The organism is Pseudomonas sp. IT-P44, assembly GCF_949768225.1.
GTDB lineage: Bacteria > Pseudomonadota > Gammaproteobacteria > Pseudomonadales > Pseudomonadaceae > Aquipseudomonas > Aquipseudomonas migulae.
The window spans coordinates 111,540-136,410 of sequence record NZ_CATKQM010000009.1; the positions used below are offsets into that span (position 1 = coordinate 111,540).

Genomic DNA, 24,871 nt, shown 5'->3' on the forward strand with positions numbered 1-24,871 from the left:
AGTATCGCAATGAGTAGTAACGACTGCATGAAAAACAGCATGGCAATTGCAGCGGCCGCGTGCATTTCCATTCTGCTTATGCAGGATCCTGGCGTTCTTTTCTACACCGGCATTGTTGGTGTTTCCCTGCTTGTGCTGACGGCCATTATTTCGCCTTGGCTGGGCCTGTTGGCGTTATTCCCGCTGGCCTTTGCCTTGCGCCCGGCCCCACCGTCAGTAGGGGCTCAAGAAATATCGTTCGCCGCTTTGCTGGCAGTGATATTCATTGCTGCATTGATCAAGTTGCTTCGCACTTGCGGAATCAGGTCCGTACTGCGCCTTTTCGGGATCCCGCTGCTTATAGGCGCGGGAATATTGAGCATCAACCTGGCCGTGGCCATGCACAATCATGTGCCGATGCTGGACTGGATCAGGGGCGTCATTCCCTTTCTGTTTATATATGCACTGATACCTGTCTGCGCACTGGTCAGCGGTGACGAAAGCAAGATCCGCTGGGTCGGCGCTTCAGTGGGAACCCTGATTTTCCTGACCGCCGGCTACATCGTTTTCTACTACTTCTACCACGACATGTGGCAACCGTACTGGCTCATCCTGACTAACGGAGAGGAAGTCAAAATCTCTCAAGAAGCGGCCTTGAACAACGTCAACGCCATGGGGCCGATGCGCGACCGGATCACCATGCTGCTGGCACAAGCAACAGATGCGTTGCTGCCTGTCGGCATGGTTGTGGGGTTCGTTGTAAGTACGTTGGCACGAGACCGGCGGATTACTATTGTCGGCGCTTTGGTGGCCATGCTTTGCATGGCAGCCGTACTGATCACCTTCACAAGAAGCATGCTGATCAGCGCCCTTTTGGTCATGCTGCTCTTTTCGCTCTATGCATTTTTCGCCCATAAAAACTTGCGCGTAAAGTTGTCGGCCAATTTGGTCACTCAGGGCGTATTTGGCGTTGCATTCATCTTTTCCACTGGCATGGATCAGGTTTGGCTCGGACGCTTGAGTTTGTTATCGGGGGCCGCCTGGAAACGAAAAGGTGACTTCAACGTAATGTCCCGGCTTGAAGAATACAAAATCGCCTGGGAAATGTTCTTGAGCCATCCAGTGCTGGGCAACGGGATGGGTATCAAGCATGGAATGCGCTGGGAAACTTCTGAAGGTGTCTCCTTCACCGAGATGGTTGCGTACATACACAACTGGCCGCTCTACATGCTGATGGTTGGCGGACTTCTGGGTTTTCTGGTTTATTCGTTGGTCATCGCCGGCCCCGTCCTCTATCGTCTTACGTCCCTCAGATCTGAGTCTGCACATTTAACAGTTGTTCGTGCAGCCGTCATGACACTGGCGGTCTATGGTTTGTTTTTCGCGGTATTCCGTCTGATTTCGTTCAACCTGTTGCTTGCTGCTGCCTGGGGAGTGGTCTTCGCGCATAAGTGGTCCCGAGAGAACCGTGCGTCTAGCGCCCATGCCGTACATTCACACACGGCCTCGACTCAAACCAAAGAAAAGCCTGTTGGGCATGAGCCTGCCGATCAAAAAAATGTGGAGCTATCTGTATAATGTGCGGCCTAAGTTTTTTTGCTGTTAAACGCGAGGTCCTCGGAGTTCAGAGCCAGCTGGAATCAAGCCTGGCCGTCACCAAACATCGCGGCCCGGATGCGTCTGGTACTTACTTCGCCAGTGTCGGGGACTACCAGGTAGGCCTCGGACATAACAGGCTCAGCATCTTGGACCTTTCGCCGACCGGCAGTCAGCCAATGTTCGCCGGCAATGGCGTCAGCATCGTATTCAATGGTGAGGTATTCAACCATCATGAACTGCGTAATCAGCTGATCGAAAAAGGCTACTCATTCAAGGGCACCTCGGATACAGAGGTCATTCTTCAGCTTTATGTTGAGCACAAGGAACACGCTTTCAAACTGCTTGAAGGCATGTTCACTTTTGTCATCCTGGATGAAGCCAGAAATAAATTCTTCCTGGTAAGAGATGTTATCGGGATCAAGCCTGTGTACTGCTATTCCAGCGCGAACGGCATCTACGCCTGCTCGGAAATACGCGGCCTCAAGAGTTATTCGGAGGTCACCGCCGATATTGATCACGATGACGTTTTCGAGTTCTTCAATAACGGTTTCCTCTACGAACCGAACACCGGCTACAAAGCCATCAAAAAATTGATGCCCGGGACTTACCTTGAGTTCGATCTGCTCACGGGCGCTTGCGAGACCCAGCGTTACCAGACCGTGATGAACTTCAAGACCGAGCAAAACCTCGCCGCAGATGTGAGCAGCGCGGTGACACGGCAATTGGAGGCGGATGTTCCGGTTGGCGTATTTTTCAGTGGCGGCGCTGACTCCAGTATTCTGGCCAGTTACACGGGTGAGGCAGATCTGTTTTTCGCCAAGTACGAAGCGACGGAAGATTCTGCTGTCGATATGAAGTTCTCGGCTGATATCGCTGAACACCTGGGCAAGAAACTTGTGGTGACGGAGATTCTCGATTCGAACACCAACGTGTTCGAGTCGATCGATTTCGTGGCAGCGAATACGGAAGAGCTGGTTTCCGATTACACATTCTGGGCTACCTATCGGTTATCAACAGAAGCCAGGAAGAGCGGATACACCGTAATGCTCAGCGGGATGGGTGGGGACGAGGCATTCGCCGGTTATCCACGCTACAAGGTCCTGAAGCATCACGGGCTGATTCGGCGGCTCTACCCAGTGCTGAATGCTCTGCTGAAATTCAAGCTGTTTCCCAAGCAGCTCGACAAAAAATTCGAACGACTGGTGTCCTATGCCCAGGAAAGTTACTGGCCTTTGGCGTATTCACGAATGCTGGGATATTTCTCCAGGCAGGAGTTGAAAGGCTTTTTCCCCGATTACTCGAAACGGGAACAGCATTACAAGCAACGCCTTGAGTCCGTGCTCGTCAATTACAAGGGCGATCCCGCAGACAAAGTAAAATGTGCACAACACTTTGACCTGACAGGCTTTCTAAGCCACAACCTCAGTGTTTCCGATAAAGCGAGCATGCTCGCCAGTATCGAGTTACGTGTGCCTTTGCTCGATGAGCGAGTCGTTGCCAATGGTTTCGCCACCTCAAGTGCAGAACTGCTGAAGGATGGCGCGCCAAAGGCCCCTCTGAAGAGCCTATTGAAAAGCCTGCTTCCAGCCGCTCTTGTGGATCGCCCGAAAACCGGCTTCAACCCTCCCCTCGACGGCATTATCCGTCGGATAGGAGCGGAGCGATTGCTCAGCGAGTTCGAGCGGATTTATCAGTATCTAGAGCGCGAAGAAGTGGAAAAGCTGGTGACGAATCATTTTTCGGGCGCAATCAACAACACGTACAAGCTGTGGCAGGTGCTGTACTTTGAACGTTGGTTGAAACTGAACTTTGCGTAAAAGCTTCCAGGTCCGCTTGTAAACGACGACATCTTTCATTATTTAAGTGATTTTTATGGGCAATGCGCTGACATCTCGGCTTTTCAAGCTCTACCACACAGCCAAAATGTTACGGTTGAAGCAGATTTTCTACCGGATCTATTACCGTTTCGCCAAAGTAAAACCATTTACGGCAACCGGATTCGGCAAGCGATCGGCCTTTGATCTGGCAAAAGCCCCGGGCTGGAGTGCGTCCCGCTTTACGACGGACGAGCAGTTCGACTTCATGGGCATGAAAGCGCCCATCGAGTGGAGCAACACGACACTCCCGAAAATCTGGCAATACAACCTGCATTACCTCGACCATTTGGCGGCATCCGACCAGGCATCCACTGCATTCGACACCCGCCTGGTCAACAGCTGGATTGTGAATAACCCTCCCTTCGGCGGTTGCGGATGGGAACCCTATACGCTCTCTCTGCGCATCGTGAACCTGGTGAAGTGGCTGCAGAGACAGCCGAGCCTGGAAGGCCATTGGCTGGACAGCCTGGCCATGCAAACCCATGCCCTGTCCGAACAGGTGGAATATCACATCCTGGCAAACCATCTGTTCGTGAACGGCAAGGCGCTCGTGTTTGCCGGCACCTTCCTGGAAGGCGCTCATGCTGAACGCTGGCAGTCGCTGGGACTGGAGATTCTGGATAGCGAGGTCAAGGAGCAGTTTCTGGCGGACGGCGCGCACTTTGAATTGTCCCCCATGTACCACGCCTCCCTGCTGTGGGACATGTGCGACCTGGTGAACCTGGCCACCCATACCAAACTTGCACCACTAAGAAACCGACTGGACGAATGGAAGCACGTTGTCGAACGAGGCATCGTCTGGCTACGCAGCCTCCAGCACCCCGACGGTGGCATCCCTTTCTTTAACGATTCGGCGTTCGGCATCGCTCCCGCGCTGCACGATATCGAGACATACGCACGCCTGCTCAATTGCCTGCCAGAGCAAAAAAACAGCACTGCCACTGCTGTCTCGGCCGAACATCACGCCGAAAGCGGCTACGTCTCGATTGATTTTGGCAATCAATGCAAGGCGCTATTGAACCTTGCGCAGGTGGCCCCCGACTACCAACCGGGGCATACCCATGCCGATACCCTGAGTTTCGAACTCAGCCTCTTTGGTCAGCGCGTCTTCGTTAACTCCGGAACATCGCAGTACGGCGAAGACTCCGAACGTCACCGCCAACGCAGTACAGCAGCACACAACACCGTCGAAGTGGACGGCGAGAGTTCCTCCGAAGTCTGGGCCGGCTTCAGGGTTGCCCGGCGTGCGCGTGTTGCGCTGGATACGTTCGACCAGGCCGATGGCATCGTCCGCGTCCGCTGTAGTCATGATGGTTACAAGCGTTTGAAAGGGAAAAACCTGCACACCCGTGAATGGCTCGCAAAAGTTGACGAGTTGCAGATCACGGATTCGCTCACAGGAAGTTTTAACCGCGCGAAAGCCAGGTTTTTTGTACACCCCGAGGCCTTGGTTGTTCAAAATGGCGGGCAATTGACGATCACCCTTCCCGGCGGCCAGGTTGCTTCCGTTTTCCTGGAGGGTGCAACCAAGATCAACGTAGTTACTTCAACGTGGCATCCAGAATTTGGCAAGTCTGTTCCGAACCAGTGCATCGTCGCTGAGCTGTCGTCGAACACGCTGACCACCCGTATAACTTGGTGAGGTTTATTTGAAACTTTTAATCCTGAGCTTTTACTACCAGCCTGATTTATCTGCCGGTTCGTTTCGTACCACGGCATTGGTAAAGGCGCTTCTCGAGAAACTGCCAGCGCACGCGCATATCGAGCTGATTACAACCTTGCCAAACCGCTACAGCTCGTTCAGCAGCGAAGCGCCGGAACTGGAAGAGCATCCTCGCCTGACCATTCGCCGAATCGCATTGCCGGCCCACAAAAGCGGTATGGCAGATCAAGCCAAGGCTTTTCTGGTTTACGCGAACGGCGTGCGCAAAATTGTTCAGAACAAACAATATGACCTTATCTATGCGACCTCTTCGCGCCTGATGACCGCGTCGCTGGGCGCCCTCATCGCCCGCCAGAAAAAGACTCCGCTTTATCTGGACATTCGCGATATTTTTGTCGACACGATCAAGGATATTCTGCCGAAGAAGCTGATCTGGCTGCTCAAGCCCATGCTTTCGCTACTTGAAAGTTTTACCATCAAGTCGGCCAAGAAGGTCAATCTGGTTTCCGCCGGTTTTCTCCCTTACTTCAAATCCCGGTATCCGGACCAGCACTACTCGCTGTTCACAAACGGTATCGATGACGAGTTCCTGGATGTCCAGCCTGTCGAGAGCTCCGCGAGTCTGAATCCGGTCCTGGACGTGGTCTACGCCGGAAACATCGGTGAAGGCCAAGGGCTGCACACGATCATTCCTGCGCTAGCCAAACGCCTTGAGGGGAAGTTGCGATTTCGAGTGATCGGTGATGGAGGGAGACTCGCTCACCTGAAGGAGGCTATCAGTTCAACCGGCTGCACTAACGTTGAGCTGTTGAACCCGGTCAAGCGCAATGAACTGATTCAGGTCTATCAGTCGGCAGATGTGCTGTTCCTGCACCTCAATGACTACGACGCGTTCCGCAAGGTCTTGCCGTCCAAACTGTTTGAATACGCCGCGCTGGGTAAACCGATCTGGGCCGGCATTTCGGGTTACGCGGCAAGCTTTGTCGCTGAACATATCGAAAATACAGCCGTCTTCGAACCTTGCGATGTGGATGCTGCAACCAAGTCTTTCGAGAACCTGAATATTCTGACCAGCCCGCGGCATGCCTTCGTCGAGCGTTTTGCCCGCGGCAATATCATGCGCGAGATGTCGCAAGACATTCTTTCCCTGAAGGAGGCTCGTTAATCATGCGCATTCTTCTGTCAGGGGCCAGCGGCTTTGTCGGCAGCGGGCTGGTCGCTCCGTTGCTTGAGCGTGGCCACGAAATTACCGCGGCCGTACGCAAGTTGAAGGTTGATCTCGACTCGCGTGTGACACAGAGCCTGGTCAATGGGCTGTCGGCCGATCAGGATTGGCAGGGATTGTTGAAGGACCAGGATCTGGTCATCCAGTTGGCTGCTCGCGTACACGTCATGAGTGACGAATCCTCCGACCCCCTTGCCGAATATCGCAAGGTGAACGTCGAAGGAACGCTCAATCTGGCCCGGCAGGCCGCTGACGCCGGGGTCAAGCGCTTCATTTTCCTCAGCTCAATCAAGGTCAATGGCGAAGGCACGGCTCTCGGCAAGCCTTACGTTGCCGATGGAGAGGAGGCGCCAAGCGACCCTTACGGCATTTCCAAAATGGAAGCGGAACATGCCCTGAGAGCGCTGGCGACTGAAACCGGCATGGAAGTGGTGATTATTCGTCCGGTGCTGGTTTATGGGCCTGGCGTGCGAGCCAACTTCCTCAGCATGATGCGCTGGCTGGACAAAGGCGTACCCCTGCCGTTTGGTGCCATTCACAACCAACGCAGCCTCGTTGCCCTGGATAATCTGGTTGACCTGATTGTGACGTGCACCGAGCACTTCGCAGCAGCAAACCAGACCTTTCTCGTGAGTGATGGTGAGGATCTTTCGACTACCATGTTGTTGCGTCGAATGGCGACGGCCCTGGGCAAACCTGCGCGCTTGCTACCGGTGCCGAGCTGGATGCTTGAAACCGGCGCGACACTCCTGGGCAAGCAAGCACTGGCCCAGCGTTTGTGCGGTTCACTTCAGGTCGATATCAGCAAGACTCGTGAACTATTGGATTGGAAACCGCCGGTCAGCGTCGATGAAGCACTGCGCGACACGGCTAAACACTTTTTGGAACTACACACTCAATGAATATGTGGTGGCTGTTACCGGCTGCGGCCGTTGTCGCACTTTTTCTGACTGGCGCCCTGCGCCGGTACGCATTGGCTCGAAGCCTGATCGACATACCGAATGCGCGCAGCTCGCACGTCGTGCCGACACCAAGAGGTGGTGGTGTCGCGATCGTAGTGAGCTTTCTGCTGGCATTGATGTGGACGGCCAGTCTGGGCTTCGTTGCCTGGCCTCTGACCTGGGCCTTACTGGGCGCAGGCGTCGGTATTGCGGTACTGGGGTTTCTGGATGATCACGGCCATATCAGCGCTCGTTGGCGCTTGCTGGGCCACTTCATTGCAGCCACCTGGGCGCTGTTCTGGATAGGTGGCTTGCCGCCGCTGACACTATTTGGATTCGCGCTCGACCTGGGATGGATCGGTCATGCGTTGGCAGCCGTTTATCTGGTGTGGTTGCTGAACCTGTACAACTTTATGGACGGGATTGACGGCATTGCCAGTGTCGAAGCTATCTGTGTATGCCTGAGCGGAGCGCTGTTGTACTGGCTGGCGGGGAATGAACTGGCGGCGCTGTTGCCTCTGTTACTGGCTTTTGCGGTAGCAGGCTTCCTGTATTGGAACTTCCCAAGAGCGCGGATTTTCATGGGTGATGCCGGCAGCGGTTTCCTGGGCATTACCTTGGGGGTACTGTCGTTGCAGGCTGCCTGGACGGCACCACAGCTTCTCTGGAGCTGGTTGATTTTGCTCGGCGTGTTCATTGTTGATGCTACGTGGACTTTGCTTCGCCGCTTGTTCAGGGGTGACAAGGTCTATGAAGCCCACCGTAGCCATGCCTATCAATTTGCTTCCCGCCAGTTTGGCAAGCACTTGCCAGTCACCCTGACGGTCGCAGCGATCAATCTGTGCTGGCTGTTACCGATCGCCCTGGTGGTCGGGAGCGGCAAACTGGATGGCCTGTCGGGAGTGTGCCTGGCTTATCTGCCGTTGGTAGTTTTAGCCGTCAAGTTCAAGGCTGGGGAAAAAGAGGCTTAACAGCCGAGTCAGGAAATGGAGATGGGGGATGGGGGATGGCACTAGCCCCCTCCTCCGGCCAACCACTGGAAGTAACCGGTGACGCTTCCATCGTTGTAGATCAAACCAGACGCTTGCGCCGCGCTCTTGCGGTGCGACCAACGATCCAGCCAATCGCAGGCCCTGCGACCATCCCTATCAGCAACGAAACCACCACTACAACGGAAACTGGCAACTGCGGCCCAGCCCATCCAAGGAACAGCAAGGAAACCGACTGCTGGTTCTCAAGTACAAAAGCCAGTATCGCCAGCACCAGCAACAGTAGAACGACCATAACCAGCACGCGCTTCAAGCTACTCATGAGCCCCTCCCTGTCTGGATTTCAAACTTCTTCCTCTTCTTCATTTACCCGATCCCGTAACTCTTTCCCCGGCTTGAAATGAGGAACGAATTTGCCGTCAAGGCTCACGGACTGACCGGTTTTCGGATTGCGGCCTACGCGCGGTGCGCGGTAGTGCAGGGAGAAGCTGCCAAATCCACGGATCTCGATGCGATCACCGGTGGCCAGACATTGGGACATTTGTTCAAGCATGGTCTTGATAGCCAGCTCCACATCCTTTGATGAGAGCAGCCCTTGATGGGTGACAATTCGTTCGATCAACTCCGACTTCGTCATATTTTTCCCTTCTTTTTCAAGCAGCTAGGAAAAGCGCTTCAAAGGTTTTAGCATGCCCGAAGGAATTTGAACAGCCCGAGCTTTGACATATCTTCGCCAGCAATGGGATGCCGATTTCAGAACAGAAGCCTGATCAAGCCCGACCTGCTCATCTGCAGATAACCAGCATGGTGCGTGTCACATAACCTGCCGGGTTGAAGCCAAAGGGATACTCATCTTCGTCTTTGGCGTCATCAGATCTCGTGACCACCTTGTAGCCAGCGCCCTTGCACTCCTTGGCAGCGCGTTTGTGACACTTCTCCCACCCCGACCCCAACCCCGAACAATCGATCTCGATACCACTAACCCCACGTGAGGCGTGAGTCTTCGCATTAGTGGTACAACCCGCCAATGTCAGAACGGCTAGTGCGACAACGAGCTTGTTCATTCATTTCCTTATGCCGGGCGCCCTGCCCGACTGTCGTTCGCTTCTGACTAAAGACTAGCTGCAAATAAACGATTGATCCGATTAAAGAAAGAGACAGCTTTTGGGGCCAGTTGGTTTCACCGGCGAACAATGTCGTGTGATGTGGTTACCGCACACACCAAATCGCAGGCACAAAAAAGGGCGACCGAAGTCGCCCTTTTTAATGATCAAGCAGAACTTAGTTCTGTTTGGCCATTGCCTGGCGCAGCAGTGCCGCCATGGTGGTGTCAGCAGCAGCTTCACCTTCCGGAGCAGTTTTCAGGCTCTGGATGGCTTCTTTCTCTTCAGCATCGTCTTTCGATTTGATCGACAGCTGAATTACGCGGCTCTTACGATCAACGCTGATGATCTTGGCTTCTACTTCCTGGCCTTCTTTCAGAACGTTGCGCGCGTCTTCAACGCGGTCACGGCTGATTTCGGAGGCTTTCAGAGTCGCTTCGATATCGTCGGCCAGAGTGATGATGGCGCCTTTAGCGTCAACTTCTTTCACGATGCCTTTAACGATTGCGCCTTTGTCGTTCTCTTGAACGTACTCGGAGAACGGATCGCTTTCCAGTTGCTTGATACCCAGGGAGATACGCTCGCGCTCTGGGTCAACCGACAGGATAACGGTGTCCAGCTCGTCGCCCTTCTTGAAGCGGCGAACGGCTTCTTCGCCCACTTCGTTCCAGGAGATGTCGGACAGGTGAACCAGACCGTCGATGCCGCCGTCCAGACCAATGAAGATACCGAAATCGGTGATCGACTTGATGGTGCCGGAGATTTTATCGCCCTTGTTGAACTGGCCAGAGAAATCTTCCCATGGGTTAGATTTGCACTGCTTGATGCCGAGGGAGATACGACGACGCTCTTCGTCGATGTCCAGAACCATAACTTCCACTTCGTCGCCGACTTGTACGACTTTCGAAGGGTGGATGTTCTTGTTGGTCCAGTCCATTTCGGAAACGTGTACCAGACCTTCAACGCCTTCTTCCAGCTCAGCGAAGCAGCCGTAGTCGGTCAGGTTGGTTACACGAGCGGTAACGCGAGTGCTTTCTGGGTAACGGGCTTTGATAGCAACCCATGGATCTTCGCCCAGTTGCTTCAGGCCCAGGGAAACACGGTTGCGTTCGCGATCGTATTTCAGAACCTTAACGTCGATTTCGTCACCAACGTTGACGATCTCGGAAGGATGCTTGATGCGCTTCCAAGCCATGTCGGTGATGTGCAGCAGGCCGTCCACGCCACCCAGATCGACGAATGCGCCGTAATCGGTGAGGTTTTTGACGATACCTTTGACTTGCTGACCTTCCTGCAGGGATTCCAGCAGAGCTTCACGCTCGGCGGAGTTCTCGGCTTCGAGGACGCTGCGACGGGAAACGACAACGTTGTTGCGTTTCTGGTCGAGTTTGATGACCTTGAATTCCAGCTCTTTGCCTTCCAGGTGCGTGGTATCGCGCACAGGACGGACGTCAACCAGGGAACCTGGCAGGAACGCACGGATGCCGTTAACGTCGACAGTGAAGCCGCCTTTAACCTTACCGTTGATAACGCCCTTGACCACTTCCTCGGCTGCGAAGGCAGCTTCCAGAACAATCCAGCATTCAGCGCGCTTGGCTTTTTCACGGGACAGCTTGGTTTCACCAAAGCCGTCTTCAACCGAGTCCAGCGCAACGTGAACTTCGTCACCGACGTTGATAGTCAGGTCGCCAGCGTCGTTGTAGAACTGCTCAAGCGGGATGAGTGCTTCAGACTTCAGGCCAGCGTGAACGGTTACCCAGCGAGCTTGGTAATCGATATCAACGATAACACCGGTGATGATGGAGCCTGCCTGAAGGTTCAGGGTTTTTAGGCTTTCTTCAAAGAGTTCCGCAAAGCTTTCGCTCATTTTAATTCCTGTTGATGAGGGCGAAGAATACGCCCATCTCCACACCCCAGACGGTGTGGGTTAGTTTCATTTAAAAGAAGCGCCACAGGACTATGACTGGTCCCCTGCGGCCTTCTTGGTCACCCGGCGATATCGCGAATGGCGATCTCGCTCATGATGCGTTCCAGCACCTGGTCGATGGATAATTCCGTGGAATCCAGCTGTATGGCGTCAGCCGCCGGTTTGAGCGGGGCTACCGCTCGCTGGGTGTCACGCTCATCGCGTGCACGTATCTCATCTAGCAGACTCGACAGACTAACACCATCGACTTTGCCCTTCAACTGCAAGTATCGACGGCGCGCACGCTCCTCGGCACTGGCGGTAAGGAAAATCTTCAACGGTGCATCCGGAAAAACCACCGTACCCATGTCGCGACCATCGGCCACCAGGCCCGGCGCTTCCTGGAATGCACGCTGGCGCTGCAGCAGCGCCTCGCGCACTGCGGGCAACGCCGCGACTTGCGAGGCGCCGGAGCCGATGCTTTCGGTGCGAATCACATCGCTGACTTCATCGCCCTCGAGAATGATGCGCTGCAACTGACCGTCGGTCGCCGCGATGAACTGCACATCCAGATGAGCGGCAAGTTTTTTCAGCAATTCTTCATTGGTGAGGTCGACGCCGTGATTATGCGCAGCGAAGGCCAGCAACCGATAAAGCGCACCGGAATCCAGCAGGTTCCAGCCCAGACGCTTGGCCAGAATGCCAGCTACCGTGCCCTTGCCGGAGCCGCTTGGCCCATCGATGGTGATGACCGGTGCGATGTTTTTCACGACTGAGCCTCTTGTGCAACACGGATACCGACCTGCGCGCACAGCGCCAGGAAGTTCGGGAACGACGTTGCGACGTTGGCACAGTCATGGATGCGAATTGGCGCAGTGGCACGCAGCGATGCCACGCTGAAAGCCATGGCAATCCGGTGATCGCCGTGACCATGCACTTCGCCGCCGCCGATCAGGCCGCCGTCGATGATGATGCCGTCCGGGGTCGGTTCGCATTTGACGCCCAGTGCCAGCAAGCCATCGGCCATGACCTGGATCCGGTCCGATTCCTTGACGCGCAATTCTTCGGCGCCACGCAGGATGGTGCGCCCTTCGGCACAGGCCGCTGCCACGAACAGCACCGGGAATTCGTCGATGGCCAATGGAACCAGCGCTTCGGGAATCTCGATACCTTTGAGTTTAGCTGCACGCACGCGCAGGTCCGCTACGGGTTCGCCGCCGACTTCACGCTGGTTTTCCAGGGTGATGTCAGCGCCCATCAGACGCAGAATGTCGATCACGCCGGTACGGGTCGGGTTGATGCCGACATGCTCGAGCACCAGTTCGGAACCTTCGGCAATGGACGCCGCCACCAGGAAGAACGCCGACGACGAAATATCGCCCGGCACTTCAATGTGGGTCGCGGTCAGCTTGTGCCCGGATTCGACCGACGCCGTAGCGCCGTTGACGCTGACCGGGTAGCCGAAGCCGCGCAGCATGCGCTCGGTGTGGTCGCGCGTCGGTGCAGGCTCGGTGACGGTGGTTTTGCCATCAGCGTACAGGCCGGCCAACAGCAGGCAGGATTTAACCTGGGCACTGGCCATCGGCATGGTGTAGGTCAGGCCTTTGAGCTTGTTACCGCCACGAATGATCATCGGTGGACGACCTTCAGCGGCGGTCTCGATCACGGCGCCCATTTCACGCAGCGGATTGGCCACGCGATTCATCGGACGCTTGGACAGCGAGGCATCACCGGTCAAGGTGCTGTCGAAGTTCTGCGCAGCCAGCAGGCCGGACAGCAGACGCATCGAAGTGCCGGAGTTGCCCAGATAGATCGGGCCCGGCGCAGGCTTCAGGCCATGCAGGCCGACGCCGTGGATGGTCACGCGACCGTGGTGCGGACCTTCGATCACGACACCCATGTCGCGGAAGGCCTGCAAGGTCGCCAGAGCGTCTTCGCCCTCGAGGAAGCCTTCGACTTCGGTGACGCCTTCGGCCAGGGAGCCGAGCATGATCGAACGGTGGGAAATCGATTTATCGCCCGGTACACGAATCCGCCCAGTCAGGCGGCCACCAGGTTGTCCCAGGAAAATCAGGTCGTTGGAGTTCATAGCGTCCACATAAGCCCGGCGAGCCAGGATTTTACTGAAATGTTCGCGGGCAACCCGGGCGCGCGTGAACACGCCCAACAATTGGTGCCCATCCCCTGCATCGACCGCGTCGCGCAAGGCGTCGAGGTCGCTGCGAAATGTATCAAGCGTGCGCAGGACAGCTTCGCGGTTGGCGAGGAAGATGTCGTGCCACATGACCGGGTCACTTCCCGCGATTCTTGTGAAATCGCGGAAACCGCCGGCAGCGTAACGGAAGATCTCAAGGTTTTCATTGCGCTTGGCCAACGAATCGACCAAACCGAACGCCAGCAAGTGCGGCAAATGGCTGGTCGCCGCCAACACTTCGTCGTGACGCTCGACCTGCATGTGCTCGACATCGGCGCCCAGCTCACGCCACAACCGGTCGACCACGGCCAGCGCCGCCGGATCGGTTTGGTCCAGCGGCGTCAGAATCACTTTATGGCGACGGAACAGTTCGGCATTGGAGGCTTCCACCCCGCTCTGCTCGGAACCGGCAATCGGATGGCCCGGCACGAAACGCGCCGGCATGCCGCCAAACGCCTCGGTCGCGGCGCGCACGACGTTGCCCTTGGCACTGCCGACATCCGTCAGGATCGCTTGCCCAAGGTCCATGCCGGCCAACCGGCCGAGCATCTTTTCCATGGCCAGGATCGGCACCGCGAGTTGAATCACGTCGGCGCCCTGGCAGGCAACGGCCAGGTCTTCTTCGCAACGATCCACCACGCCCAACTCGACCGCAAGCTTGCGCGACTGCGGATCGAGATCGACGCCCACCACTTCGCGGCACAGGCCGCTTTCACGCAGGCCCTTGGCAAACGAACCGCCGATCAACCCGAGACCGACCACCACCAGGCGACCGATCATAGGTTCAGCAGATTGCAGAGCAGTGACATCAACCACGAGCCAGAACCTTGGTCAGCGCCTCAAGGAAGCGGCTGTTTTCCGCCGGCAGGCCGATGGTGATGCGCAAGTGGTTCGGCATGCCATAGTTGGCCACCGGACGCACGATCACGCCTTCACGCAGCAAGCCCTGGAAGACCGGCAAGGCAACACGGCCGAGATCGACGCAGATGAAGTTGCCCTTGGACGGGATCCAGCTCAGCCCCAGCTCACGGAAACCCGCTTCCAGCTGCAGCATGCCGGCTTCGTTCAAGCGGCGACTTTCAGCCAGGTACTCGGCGTCCTGCAGCGCAGCGCACGCAGCGGCCAAGGCCAGGCTGTTGACGTTGAACGGCTGACGCACACGGTTCAACACGTCGGCAACCACCGCCGTGGACAAGCCGTAACCAACGCGCAACGCCGCCAGGCCATAGGCCTTGGAGAAGGTGCGCGAAACCAGCAGGTTCGGGTACGCCGCCAGGAAATCCAGGCCATCCGGCAAGTCGCTGCCTTCGGCGTATTCGATGTAGGCCTCGTCCAGCACCACCAGCACGTGCTCCGGCACATCCTGCAGGAACTCGTCCAGCGCTTCGGCGCCAAACCAGGTTCCGGTCGGGTTGTTCGGGTTGGCGATGAAGACCACACGGGTATCGGCATCGATCGCGGCCAACATGGCCGACAGATCATGGCCCCAGTCTTTGGCCGGGATCACTTTGGCCGTCGCACCGACGGCCTGGGTGACGATCGGATAGACCGCGAACGCATGCTCGCTGAACACCGCATTCAGGCCCGGCGCCAGATAGGCACGCGCGACCAGTTCCAGGATGTCGTTGGAACCGTTGCCCAGCGTCACCTGATTCAGTTCGACGCGGCACTGATCGGCCAGCAGGGTCTTGAGCGCAAAACCGTTGCCATCCGGATAACGGGTCAGCTCGGTCAATTCTTCGCGAATGGCCGCCAAAGCCTTTGGACTGGCGCCCAACGGGTTTTCGTTGCTCGCCAGTTTGACGATGCTGGCCGGATCGATGTCCAGCTCGCGTGCCAGTTCGTCCACGGGTTTGCCCGGAACGTAAGGCGACAGTTGTTGCACGCCCGGCTGTGCCAGAGCGAGGAAGTTGCCACTCATTTGCTACCCCTTAGAGAACGGCTTTCGGGTAGGAACCCAACACTTTAAGTGCCACTGCTTCCTGACTGATCTTTTCCAGCACACCTTTTACCAGCGGATCGCGGTGATGGCCGACGAAGTCGATGAAGAACACATAGGTCCATTTACCGCTACGCGAAGGACGTGTCTCGATGCGTGTCAGGTCGATGCCATTGTCGTGGAACGGCACCAGCAACTCGTGAAGCGCGCCCGGCTTGTTGCTCATGGAGACGATGATCGACGTCTTGTCGTCGCCGGTTGGCGGCACTTCCTGGCTGCCGATCATCAGGAATCGCGTGGAGTTGTCCGGGCGATCCTCGATTTTCTCGGCCAGACGGGTCAGCCCGTACAAGCCTGCGGCCATGTCGCCGGCAATCGCTGCCGAGTTCCACTCACCCTTGACCCGCTTCGCCGCTTCGGCGTTGCTGGAAACCGCGACGCGCTCGACGTTCGGGTAGTGTGCATCCAGCCACTTGCGGCACTGCGCCAGCGACTGGGCGTGGGAATAGATGCGGCTGATGCTGTCGGTCTTGGTGTTTTCACCGACCAACAGATGGTGGTGAATCCGCAACTCGACTTCGCCACAGATGACCATGTCGTGTTCGAGGAAGCTGTCGAGCGTGTGGTTGACCGCGCCCTCGGTGGAGTTTTCCACCGGGACCACGCCAAAGTTCACCGCACCGGCCGCCACTTCGCGGAACACTTCGTCGATGGCCGCCATCGGCTTGCTGATCACCGCGTGGCCGAAGTGCTTCATGGCCGCCGCTTGAGTGAAGGTGCCTTCAGGACCGAGGTAAGCCACTTTCAGCGGCTGCTCGAGGGCCAGGCACGAAGACATGATCTCGCGGAACAACCGCGCCATTTCTTCGTTGCCCAGCGGGCCCTGATTGCGCTCCATCACGCGCTTGAGCACCTGAGCTTCACGCTCAGGACGATAGAACACCGGCACTTCGCCTTCGGCCAGCGAGGCCATCTTTACTCGCGCAACTTCCTGGGCGCAGCGTGCGCGCTCACTGATCAGCTCCAGGACTTTTTCGTCCAGGGCATCAATGCGCAGGCGCAGTGCCTTGAGTTCTTGCTCAGACATTAGCCGTGTTCCTTCTCGAACTCTGCCATGTACGAAACCAGTGCGTTGACCGCAACGATATCGACGGCGTTATAGATGGAGGCGCGCATGCCGCCCACGGAACGGTGACCCTTGAGGTTCAGCAGGCCACGCTCGTCGGCACCGGCCAGGAATGGCTTGTCCAGACGATCGTCAGCCAGGCGGAACGGCACGTTCATCCACGAACGATCGGACTTGTTGATCGGGTTGCTGTACAGGCCGCTGGCATCAATGAAGTCGTACAGCGTGCGCTGTTTCACTTCGTTGAGCTTGCCGATGGCTTCGACGCCACCCTGCTCTTTCAGCCACTCGAACACCAGGCCAGACAGGTACCAGGCCAATGTTGGCGGGGTGTTGTACATCGAGCCGTTATCGGCCGCGACCTTGTAGTTGAGCATGGTCGGGCACAGGGAACGGGCGTGACCCAGCAGGTCTTCGCGAACGATGTTGACGACGATGCCGCTCGGGCCGATGTTTTTCTGGGCGCCGGCGTAGATCATGCCGAAACGCGAAACATCAATCGGGCGCGACAAGATGTCCGAAGACATGTCGGCGACCAGCGGAACGTCACCGGTTTCCGGGACCCAGTTGAATTCCAGACCACCAATGGTTTCGTTCGGCGCGTAGTGAACGTAGGCCGCGTCTTTCGACAGCTTCCATTCGTTCTGGCCGGGAATCGCGAAATAGTCATAAGGCTTGGCGGTGGCGGCAACATTGACGTGGCCGTAGCGCGACGCTTCTTCGATGGCTTTCTGCGACCAGATACCGGTGTCGATATAGTCGGCAGTGCCGCTTTCCGGCAACAGGTTCAGAGGGATCTGAGCAAACTGCTGGCTGGCGCCACCTTGCAGGAACAGCACTTTATAGTTCGAGGGGATATTCAGCAGATCACGCAGATCCTGCTCGGCCTTGTTAGCGATGGACACGAACTCATCACTGCGATGGCTCATTTCCATGACCGACAGACCCTTGCCGTGCCAATCAAGGAGTTCACCCTGGGCGCGCTGCAGGACAGCTTCGGGAAGTGCCGCAGGACCGGCACAGAAGTTATAGGCTCTCTTGCTCACATCCAATCTCGCTCTGATTTGGTGGTAATCACGCAATAAATCACAACATCAATCGACACAGGGTCCCTGCCGAAGCAGAAAACCTGTGGGAGCGAGCCTGCTCGCGAATGCATCACCGCGGTGCTTCAGAGGTACCGCGGCGCCTGCATCGCGAGCAGGCTCGCTCCCACATGGGATGTCCCTGGATATCGAAATTTTCCATTCGGACAAACAACAAGGGGGCGAATTTTCATCCGCCCCCTGTTTGTCCGCTTACTCTTGCGGTTCTTCGTCAGCGGCAGCGTCGAGTTGCTGGTCTTCAACAACGTCGTCGATCACGACTTCGCCGTCGAACACCGCACCCTCTTCGCCTTCCAGCTCTTCGCCTTCGACTTCCGACGGCTCCTGTACCCGCTCCAGACCGACCAGCGTTTCATCGCTGGCCAGTTTGATCAGGGTCACGCCCTGGGTGTTACGACCCAGGCTGGAGACTTCGTCGACACGGGTACGAACCAACGTGCCCTGGTCGGAAATCAGCATGATCTCCTCGCCATCGAGCACCTGAACCGCGCCGACCAGACGGCCGTTACGGTCGTTGCTGACCATGGCGATAACGCCCTGGCCGCCACGCTTGTACTCAGGGAACTCGGTGATCGCCGTACGCTTGCCGAAACCACGCGCCGAAGCGGTGAGGATCTGGCTGCCTTCTTCCGGGATCAGCATGGAAATCAGCTTCTGGCCTTCCGGCAGACGCATACCGCGGACACCGCGAGCGGTACGGCCCATGGCACGAACGTCGGTTTCCTTGAAGCGAGTGACCTTGCCGCCGTCGGAGAACAGCATGACTTCGCGCTCGCCATCGGTAATGGCGGCAGAGATCAGTACGTCACCTTCGTCCAGTTCCAGCGCGATCAGACCGACGCTGCGTTGACGGCTGAAGGATTCCAGCGGGGTCTTCTTCACGGTGCCTTTGGCAGTCGCCATGAAGATGAAGTGACCTTCGGTGTATTCCTCGACCGGCAGCATGGTGGTGATGTATTCATCACTGTCCAGCGGCAGCAGGTTGACCAGCGGACGACCACGGGCAGCGCGGGATGCTTCCGGGATTTCGTAGGTTTTCAGCCAGTACACCTTGCCCTTGCTGGAGAACAGCAGCAGCGTGGTGTGGCTGTTGGCGACCAGCAGGTGAGCGATGTAGTCCTCATCCTTGACGCCGGTCGCCGATTTGCCTTTACCGCCACGACGCTGGGCCTGGTACGCAGCCAATGGCTGGGTCTTGGCGTAGCCACCGTGGGAAATGGTCACGACGCGATCTTCTTCCGGGATCATGTCACCCAGGGTCAGGTCGAGACGGGCATCGAGGATTTCGGTGCGGCGCACGTCGCCGTATTCGGCGCGGATCACTTCCAGCTCTTCGCGGATCACTTCCATCAGGCGCGTGGCGCTGTTGAGGATGCGGATCAGCTCGCCGATCTGGTTGAGGATCTCTTGATACTCGGCCAGCAGTTTTTCGTGTTCCAGACCGGTCAGGCGATGCAGACGCAGTTCCAGAATGGCTTGCGCCTGTTCCGGCGAAAGGAAGTACTTGCCTTCACGCAGACCGTATTGCGGATCCAGGGTCTCTGGACGGCAAGAGTCGGCACCGGCACGTTCAACCATCGCCACCACGGCAGAGGATTCCCAAGGCGTGCTGATCAGCGCTTCCTTGGCTTCCGACGGCGTTGGCGAGGCCTTGATCAGCGCAATGACCGGGTCGATGTTCGACAGGGCAACCGCTTGGCCTTCGAGAATGTGGCCACGTTCGCGCGCTTTACGCAGCTCGAACACGGTGCGACGGGTAACGACTTCGCGACGGTGACGAACGAAGGCTTCCAGCAGGTCCTTGAGGTTCAGGATCCGCGGACGGCCGTCGATCAGCGCAACGATGTTGATACCGAATACCGCTTGCAGCTGGGTCTGGGCGTAGAGGTTGTTGAGGATCACCTCAGGCACTTCGCCGCGACGCAGCTCGATCACAACGCGCATACCGTCCTTGTCGGACTCGTCGCGCAGTTCGGTGATGCCTTCGAGCTTCTTCTCTTTAACCAGCTCGGCGATCTTCTCGATCAGACGGGCCTTGTTCAGCTGGTAAGGGAGTTCGGTGATGACGATCTGCTGGCGGCCACCGACCTTGTCGATGTCTTCGATGATCGAGCGGGCGCGCATGTAAATGCGGCCGCGACCGGTGCGGTAGGCTTCGATGATGCCGGCGCGACCGTTGATGATCGCGGCGGTCGGGAAGTCCGGACCGGGGATGTATTGCATCAGCTCATCGATGGTCAACTCAGGGTTGTCGATGAGCGCCAGGCAACCGTCGATGACTTCACCGAGGTTGTGCGGCGGGATGTTGGTCGCCATGCCCACGGCGATACCGCTGGAGCCGTTGACCAGCAGGTTGGGAATACGGGTCGGCATGACCGCCGGGATCATTTCGGTGCCGTCGTAGTTCGGCACCCAGTCCACGGTTTCTTTATGCAGGTCAGCCAGCAGCTCGTGCGCCAGCTTGGTCATGCGCACTTCGGTGTATCGCATGGCCGCGGCGTTGTCGCCGTCCACCGAACCGAAGTTGCCCTGACCGTCTACCAGCAGGTAGCGCAGCGAGAATGGCTGCGCCATCCGAACGATGGTGTCGTACACCGCGGTATCACCGTGCGGGTGATACTTACCGATCACGTCACCGACAACACGGGCAGATTTCTTGTACGGCTTGTTGAAGTCGTTGCCCAGCTCGCTCATCGCGAACAGCACGCGCCGGTGCACGGGCTTCAAGCCATCGCGCGCATCCGGCAGTGCCCGCCCGACAATTACGCTCATTGCGTAGTCGAGGTAGGACTGCTTCAGCTCGTCTTCGATATTGACCGGGAGGATTTCTTTGGCCAGTTCGCCCATGAGAAGCTCGATTCCTTTTTCTGGTGAAACCTCGTCACATCCATATGGGACGAACGAAGCTCGCCGCTGCAGGCTGAGTGCCATGCACCGACTTACGACAAATCAACGAGTTATGCCATGGATTTGCGCAGTAAAGACAACCCCGTGGGACTGCCTCGGAAAACGCCGGATGTTATCACAAGAGCCGCCACGCACCTATCCCCCAGATGCGCATGGAGTGTAGTTAGTTGACTGATGGCAGGCTTGAAGGAGACGAGAGGGGCTTAGAGCTGCTGCGAATGCAGAATCCGGGGCTGAATTACAGATGTTTATTGACTTTCAGACCCTAATCGCCAGCAGGCTGGCTCCCACATTTGATCCGTGTCGATCACAAACCCTGTGGGAGCCAGCCTGCTGGCGATGGCGTCCTTTCGAACGCCACGGCCAATCAATGCAACCGCTTGCGGCACATCAACTGCGCCATTTTCGCGGTATCCGGGCGTTCGACGATGCCTTTTTCCGTGACGATCGCGTCAATCAAGTCCGCCGGGGTGACGTCGAATACCGGATTGAACGCATCCACATCCGCCCCGACCCGCTTGCCGCCGACTTCCAGCAACTCGCGCCCGTCTCGCTCTTCAATCGGAATGTCATCGCCGCTGGCCAGGTTCATGTCGATGGTCGAACTCGGCGCCACCACCATGAAACGCACGCCGTGGTGCATGGCGTTGACCGCCAGCTGATAAGTGCCGATCTTGTTGGCCACGTCGCCGTTGGCGGTGATCCGGTCGGCACCGACGATGACCCAGGTGATGCCTTTGGTCTTCATGATGTGGGCCGCGGCGGAGTCGGCATTGAGGGTCACGGGGATGCCTTCGTTGGCCAGCTCCCACGCCGTCAGTCGCGAACCTTGCAGCCATGGACGGGTTTCGTCGGCATAAACGCGCTCGACCATGCCTTCGATGAACGCCCCGCGAATGACACCCAAAGCCGTACCAAAGCCGCCAGTGGCCAGTGCGCCAGTGTTGCAGTGGGTCAGGATCGCCTGGGCGTTGCCCTGGTGCTTGCGGATCAAGTCCACACCCAGTTGCGCCATGGTCAGATTGGCTTCGCGATCACTTTCATGAATGGCGATGGCTTCCGCCTCCAGCGCCGCGAGAGGGTCGGCATCGCCCTTGATACGATCAAGGCGGTCACGCATGCGACTCAAGGCCCAGAACAGGTTCACCGCCGTTGGACGGGAATCGGCCAGTAACGCGTAATCCTCTTCCCATGCAGCCTGCCAGTCACCGCCCTCGAGAATTCGGGCACGGGCTGAAAGCACCATGGCATAGGCGGCACTGATGCCAATCGCCGGCGCGCCGCGCACCACCATCGAACGAATAGCCTCGGCCACGCCAGCCGCGCTGGTGTAGGCAATCCAGGTTTCCTCGAACGGCAAAATACGCTGATCCAGCAGGTACAGGGCGCCATCACGCCAATCGATGGCCTTCACCTTCTCCGCAGCCAACAGTCGATCGCGCATCCTTCACCCCGCACTCATGAACAAAAGCCGCCGATTATAGCGATCCCCCCGCGAAGACGCTCGGGTATACTTCGCCATCCTTTACAAAAGCACTGGAACCGACCCTCGATGCCGAACACTGCCGCTGCGCTCGACCTGTTATTGCTGCCGACCTGGCTGGTACCCGTCGAACCCGCTGGCGTTGTCCTCAAAGAGCATGGCCTGGGCATCCGCGACGGGCGCATCGTGTTTATCGGCCCGCGGTCCGCCGCGCTGAAGCTTAACGCAACCGAAGTCCGCGAACTGCCGGGCATGTTGCTCAGCCCCGGCCTGATCAATGCTCACGGGCACGCGGCGATGACACTGTTCCGCGGCCTGGCCGATGACCTGCCGCTGATGACCTGGCTGGAAAACCACATCTGGCCCGCCGAAGCCAAATGGGTCGATGAGGCTTTTGTACGCGATGGCACCGACATTGCCATCGCCGAACAGATAAAAGGTGGCATTACCTGCTTCTCTGACATGTATTTCTTCCCGAAGGTTGCCAGCGAACGAGTGCATAACAGCGGCATACGCGCACAAATCGCGATTCCGATCCTCGATTTCCCGATCCCGGGCGCCGGCACGGCGGATGACGCCATTCGTCAGGGCGTCGAACTGTTCAACGATCTCAAGCACCACGAGCGCATCAAAGTCACCTTCGGCCCCCACGCGCCCTACACCTTGGGCGACGAAACCCTGGAGAAAATCCGGGTGATCGCCGAAGAACTGGACGCGCCGATTCACATGCACGTCCACGAAACTGCGTTCGAAGTACAGCAAGCCGTCGAGCAGCGTGGCGAGCGGCCGTTGGCCCGACTGGCACGCCTGGGCCTGCTGGGGCCGCGCTTCCAGGCCGTTCACATGACGCAGATCAGCGATGAAGACCTGGTGATGCTGGTAGAAAGCAACACCAATGTGATTCATTGCCCGGAGTCGAACCTGAAGCTGGCCAGCGGTTTCTGCCCGGTAGAACGTTTGTGGCAGGCTGGCGTCAATGTGGCTGTCGGCACCGACGGTGCGGCCAGCAACAACGACCTCGACCTGCTCGGCGAAACCCGCACCGCCGCGTTGCTGGCCAAAGCCGTCGCTGGTTCGGCCACCGCGCTGGACGCTCATCGCGCGCTGCGCATGGCCACGCTGAACGGCGCACGCGCCATGGGCATCGAGGCCGACGTCGGCTCGCTGGAAGTCGGCAAAGCGGCGGACATCGTCGCGTTCGACCTCTCGGGCCTGGCGCAGCAACCGGTCTACGATCCGGTTTCGCAGCTTATATATGCCACCGGTCGCGACTGCGTGAAACACCTGTGGGTGGGCGGCAAGCAATTGCTCGACGACCGCCGCCTGACCCGCCTGGATGAAGAACAGCTGTGCGCCACCGCCAAGGCCTGGGGCCAGCGCATCAGCGGCCACACCGAATTGTAAGCACCCCGGACTCACCGCCGGGGCAACAGGATTTTTCAAGTTTTAGAGGATGAACCATGAGTAACGTCGACTACGCCGAAATCGCCAAATTCGAAGCCCTGGCCCATCGCTGGTGGGACCGCGAAAGCGAGTTCAAACCGCTGCACGACATCAACCCGCTGCGGGTCAACTGGATTGACGAACGGGTCAATCTGGCGGGCAAGAAAGTTCTCGACATCGGTTGCGGCGGCGGCATCCTCAGCGAAGCCATGGCGCAACGCGGTGCGACCGTGATGGGCATCGACATGGGCGAAGCGCCGCTGGCCGTCGCTCAACTGCACCAGCTTGAGTCGGGCGTGAACGTCGAATACCGGCAGATCACCGCCGAGGCCCTGGCTGAAGAAATGCCGGAACAGTTCGACGTGGTCACGTGCCTGGAAATGCTTGAGCACGTACCGGATCCGTCCTCGGTGATCCGCGCCTGCTTCAAAATGGTCAAGCCGGGTGGCCAGGTGTTCCTCTCCACGATCAACCGCAACCCGAAGGCGTACCTGTTCGCCATCGTCGGCGCCGAATACATCATGAAGCTGCTGCCGCGCGGCACGCATGACTTCAAGAAATTCATCCGCCCTTCCGAGCTGGGTGCCTGGAGCCGCATGGCGGGCCTGACCGTCAAGGACATCATCGGCCTGACGTACAACCCGCTGACCAAGCACTACAAACTGGCGGCCGACGTGGACGTCAACTACATGATCCAGACCCTGCGCGAGGAATAAGTCGATGCGTATCAGAGCAGTCCTTTTTGACATGGACGGCACGCTGCTCGACACCGCGCCGGACTTCATTGCGATCTGTCAGGCTATGCGCGCCGACCGTGGCTTGCCGCCGATGAACGACAAGCACATCCGCGACGAGATCTCCGGCGGCGCCAAGGCGATGGTCGCGGTGACGTTCAGCATGGACCCGGAATCACCAGGCTTTGAAGAGCTGCGCCTGGAGTTCCTGGAGCGCTACCTCGTGGGCTGCGCGGTGCACAGCAAGCTGTTCGACGGCATGGGCGAGCTGCTGGCCGACATCGAAAAAGCCAACCTGATCTGGGGCGTGGTCACCAACAAGCCTCTGCGGTTTGCCGAGCCGATCATGCAGCAGCTCGGGCTGGCCGAGCGTTCGGCGCTGCTGATTTGCCCGGATCACGTGAAGAACAGCAAACCGGACCCGGAGCCGTTGATCCTCGCGTGCAAGATGCTCGACCTCGATCCGGCCAGCGTGCTGTTTGTCGGTGATGACCTGCGCGATATCGAATCCGGTCGTGACGCCGGCACCAAGACCGCCGCCGTGACCTTTGGCTACATTCACCCGGACGATAACCCGCGGCATTGGGGTGCGGATGTGGTGGTCGATCATCCGCTGGAGTTGCGCAAGGTTTTGGATAGCGCCCTCTGTAGCTGCTG

20 protein-coding genes are annotated in these 24,871 nt (G+C 57.9%); 9 read left to right on the plus strand and 11 right to left on the minus strand.

What is annotated here, in order from left to right:
- Positions 1–9 precede the first annotated feature (9 nt).
- The 6 genes from ACM6IO_RS05095 to ACM6IO_RS05120 are packed head-to-tail and all read left to right on the plus strand — an operon-like array spanning position 10 to position 8,255.
- Positions 10–1,557 carry an O-antigen ligase family protein gene (locus tag ACM6IO_RS05095; protein ID WP_192226160.1) on the plus strand — a complete coding sequence of 516 codons (1,548 nt, stop codon included), beginning with the start codon at positions 10–12 and terminating at the stop codon, positions 1,555–1,557.
- Positions 1,557–3,395 (plus strand): asparagine synthase (glutamine-hydrolyzing), encoded by a 1,839-nt coding sequence (asnB, locus tag ACM6IO_RS05100; protein WP_192226158.1) that lies wholly within the window; start codon positions 1,557–1,559, stop codon positions 3,393–3,395. Before ACM6IO_RS05095 ends, asnB begins: the two co-directional genes overlap by 1 nt.
- A gap of 55 nt (positions 3,396–3,450) precedes the next feature.
- Complete coding sequence (locus tag ACM6IO_RS05105) at positions 3,451–5,097, plus strand: heparinase II/III family protein (RefSeq protein ID WP_414911061.1); 1,647 nt, start codon at positions 3,451–3,453, stop codon at positions 5,095–5,097.
- A gap of 7 nt (positions 5,098–5,104) precedes the next feature.
- Positions 5,105–6,283 carry a glycosyltransferase family 4 protein gene (locus ACM6IO_RS05110; protein ID WP_414911062.1) on the plus strand — a complete coding sequence of 393 codons (1,179 nt, stop codon included), beginning with the start codon at positions 5,105–5,107 and terminating at the stop codon, positions 6,281–6,283.
- A 2-nt stretch (positions 6,284–6,285) separates the two neighbouring features.
- Positions 6,286–7,245, plus strand: coding sequence for a UDP-glucose 4-epimerase family protein (locus ACM6IO_RS05115; RefSeq protein ID WP_414911063.1), 960 nt, complete (start codon positions 6,286–6,288; stop codon positions 7,243–7,245).
- The gene (locus ACM6IO_RS05120; protein WP_008042115.1) at positions 7,242–8,255 is read left to right on the plus strand and encodes an MraY family glycosyltransferase; all 1,014 of its coding nucleotides are present in this window, start codon (positions 7,242–7,244) and stop codon (positions 8,253–8,255) included. The genes ACM6IO_RS05115 and ACM6IO_RS05120 overlap by 4 nt, the downstream gene beginning before the upstream one ends.
- 100 nt (positions 8,256–8,355) lie before the next feature.
- On the opposite strand, the gene ACM6IO_RS05125 is transcribed toward ACM6IO_RS05120, so the two are convergent.
- The 11 genes from ACM6IO_RS05125 to mtnA all read right to left on the minus strand — a co-directional run bounded on the left by ACM6IO_RS05125 (position 8,356) and on the right by mtnA (position 21,998).
- Positions 8,356–8,595, minus strand: coding sequence for a lipopolysaccharide assembly protein LapA domain-containing protein (locus ACM6IO_RS05125; protein WP_192226150.1), 240 nt, complete (start codon positions 8,593–8,595; stop codon positions 8,356–8,358).
- A 21-nt stretch (positions 8,596–8,616) separates the two neighbouring features.
- Positions 8,617–8,910 carry an integration host factor subunit beta gene (gene ihfB, locus ACM6IO_RS05130; protein WP_008042113.1) on the minus strand — a complete coding sequence of 98 codons (294 nt, stop codon included), beginning with the start codon at positions 8,908–8,910 and terminating at the stop codon, positions 8,617–8,619.
- A gap of 148 nt (positions 8,911–9,058) precedes the next feature.
- Positions 9,059–9,337: a hypothetical protein gene (locus tag ACM6IO_RS05135; RefSeq protein ID WP_008042112.1), complete on the minus strand. Its 279-nt coding sequence runs from the start codon at positions 9,335–9,337 to the stop codon at positions 9,059–9,061.
- A 217-nt stretch (positions 9,338–9,554) separates the two neighbouring features.
- Positions 9,555–11,243, minus strand: a complete 1,689-nt coding sequence (gene rpsA / locus ACM6IO_RS05140) for a 30S ribosomal protein S1 (protein ID WP_008031789.1) — start codon at positions 11,241–11,243, stop codon at positions 9,555–9,557.
- Positions 11,244–11,362: 119 nt separating this feature from the next.
- Positions 11,363–12,052: a (d)CMP kinase gene (cmk, locus tag ACM6IO_RS05145; RefSeq protein WP_008031791.1), complete on the minus strand. Its 690-nt coding sequence runs from the start codon at positions 12,050–12,052 to the stop codon at positions 11,363–11,365.
- A complete protein-coding gene (locus ACM6IO_RS05150) occupies positions 12,049–14,256 on the minus strand; it encodes a bifunctional prephenate dehydrogenase/3-phosphoshikimate 1-carboxyvinyltransferase (RefSeq protein ID WP_230427588.1) in 2,208 nt (735 codons plus the stop codon). Before ACM6IO_RS05150 ends, cmk begins: the two co-directional genes overlap by 4 nt.
- Before the next feature lie 28 nt (positions 14,257–14,284).
- Positions 14,285–15,397: a histidinol-phosphate transaminase gene (hisC, locus tag ACM6IO_RS05155; protein ID WP_414911064.1), complete on the minus strand. Its 1,113-nt coding sequence runs from the start codon at positions 15,395–15,397 to the stop codon at positions 14,285–14,287.
- Between the two features lie 10 nt (positions 15,398–15,407).
- A complete protein-coding gene (pheA, locus tag ACM6IO_RS05160) occupies positions 15,408–16,502 on the minus strand; it encodes a prephenate dehydratase (RefSeq protein WP_007899727.1) in 1,095 nt (364 codons plus the stop codon).
- Positions 16,502–17,587, minus strand: a complete 1,086-nt coding sequence (gene serC / locus ACM6IO_RS05165; RefSeq protein ID WP_008042110.1) for a 3-phosphoserine/phosphohydroxythreonine transaminase — start codon at positions 17,585–17,587, stop codon at positions 16,502–16,504. The genes pheA and serC overlap by 1 nt, the downstream gene beginning before the upstream one ends.
- 252 nt (positions 17,588–17,839) lie before the next feature.
- A complete protein-coding gene (gene gyrA, locus ACM6IO_RS05170; protein ID WP_192226146.1) occupies positions 17,840–20,494 on the minus strand; it encodes a DNA gyrase subunit A in 2,655 nt (884 codons plus the stop codon).
- A 427-nt stretch (positions 20,495–20,921) separates the two neighbouring features.
- Positions 20,922–21,998: an S-methyl-5-thioribose-1-phosphate isomerase gene (gene mtnA, locus ACM6IO_RS05175; protein ID WP_008031801.1), complete on the minus strand. Its 1,077-nt coding sequence runs from the start codon at positions 21,996–21,998 to the stop codon at positions 20,922–20,924.
- A 108-nt stretch (positions 21,999–22,106) separates the two neighbouring features.
- Here mtnA and ACM6IO_RS05180 point away from each other — a divergent pair, with 108 nt between their 5' ends.
- From ACM6IO_RS05180 to mupP, 3 genes are all read left to right on the plus strand, one after another.
- Complete coding sequence (locus ACM6IO_RS05180) at positions 22,107–23,441, plus strand: TRZ/ATZ family hydrolase (RefSeq protein WP_192226144.1); 1,335 nt, start codon at positions 22,107–22,109, stop codon at positions 23,439–23,441.
- Between the two features lie 56 nt (positions 23,442–23,497).
- Positions 23,498–24,196 (plus strand): bifunctional 2-polyprenyl-6-hydroxyphenol methylase/3-demethylubiquinol 3-O-methyltransferase UbiG, encoded by a 699-nt coding sequence (gene ubiG / locus ACM6IO_RS05185; RefSeq protein ID WP_008031806.1) that lies wholly within the window; start codon positions 23,498–23,500, stop codon positions 24,194–24,196.
- 4 nt (positions 24,197–24,200) lie between these two features.
- Positions 24,201–24,871 (plus strand): N-acetylmuramic acid 6-phosphate phosphatase MupP (gene mupP / locus ACM6IO_RS05190; RefSeq protein WP_008031808.1); only part of this gene is annotated, 671 nt, incomplete at its 3' end.

What these genes read in the sequence shown, in the direction of transcription:
- ACM6IO_RS05095 (WP_192226160.1), top strand. Translation starts at nt 10, where the DNA reads ATGAGTAGTAACGACTGCATGAAAAACAGCATGGCAATTGCAGCGGCC.
- asnB (WP_192226158.1), top strand. Translation starts at nt 1,557, where the DNA reads ATGTGCGGCCTAAGTTTTTTTGCTGTTAAACGCGAGGTCCTCGGAGTT.
- ACM6IO_RS05105 (WP_414911061.1), top strand. Translation starts at nt 3,451, where the DNA reads ATGGGCAATGCGCTGACATCTCGGCTTTTCAAGCTCTACCACACAGCC.
- ACM6IO_RS05115 (WP_414911063.1), top strand. Translation starts at nt 6,286, where the DNA reads ATGCGCATTCTTCTGTCAGGGGCCAGCGGCTTTGTCGGCAGCGGGCTG.
- ACM6IO_RS05120 (WP_008042115.1), top strand. Translation starts at nt 7,242, where the DNA reads ATGAATATGTGGTGGCTGTTACCGGCTGCGGCCGTTGTCGCACTTTTT.
- ACM6IO_RS05125 (WP_192226150.1), bottom strand. Translation starts at nt 8,595, where the DNA reads ATGAGTAGCTTGAAGCGCGTGCTGGTTATGGTCGTTCTACTGTTGCTG.
- ihfB (WP_008042113.1), bottom strand. Translation starts at nt 8,910, where the DNA reads ATGACGAAGTCGGAGTTGATCGAACGAATTGTCACCCATCAAGGGCTG.
- ACM6IO_RS05135 (WP_008042112.1), bottom strand. Translation starts at nt 9,337, where the DNA reads ATGAACAAGCTCGTTGTCGCACTAGCCGTTCTGACATTGGCGGGTTGT.
- rpsA (WP_008031789.1), bottom strand. Translation starts at nt 11,243, where the DNA reads ATGAGCGAAAGCTTTGCGGAACTCTTTGAAGAAAGCCTAAAAACCCTG.
- ACM6IO_RS05150 (WP_230427588.1), bottom strand. Translation starts at nt 14,256, where the DNA reads ATGATCGGTCGCCTGGTGGTGGTCGGTCTCGGGTTGATCGGCGGTTCG.
- hisC (WP_414911064.1), bottom strand. Translation starts at nt 15,397, where the DNA reads ATGAGTGGCAACTTCCTCGCTCTGGCACAGCCGGGCGTGCAACAACTG.
- pheA (WP_007899727.1), bottom strand. Translation starts at nt 16,502, where the DNA reads ATGTCTGAGCAAGAACTCAAGGCACTGCGCCTGCGCATTGATGCCCTG.
- gyrA (WP_192226146.1), bottom strand. Translation starts at nt 20,494, where the DNA reads ATGGGCGAACTGGCCAAAGAAATCCTCCCGGTCAATATCGAAGACGAG.
- mtnA (WP_008031801.1), bottom strand. Translation starts at nt 21,998, where the DNA reads ATGCGCGATCGACTGTTGGCTGCGGAGAAGGTGAAGGCCATCGATTGG.
- ACM6IO_RS05180 (WP_192226144.1), top strand. Translation starts at nt 22,107, where the DNA reads ATGCCGAACACTGCCGCTGCGCTCGACCTGTTATTGCTGCCGACCTGG.
- ubiG (WP_008031806.1), top strand. Translation starts at nt 23,498, where the DNA reads ATGAGTAACGTCGACTACGCCGAAATCGCCAAATTCGAAGCCCTGGCC.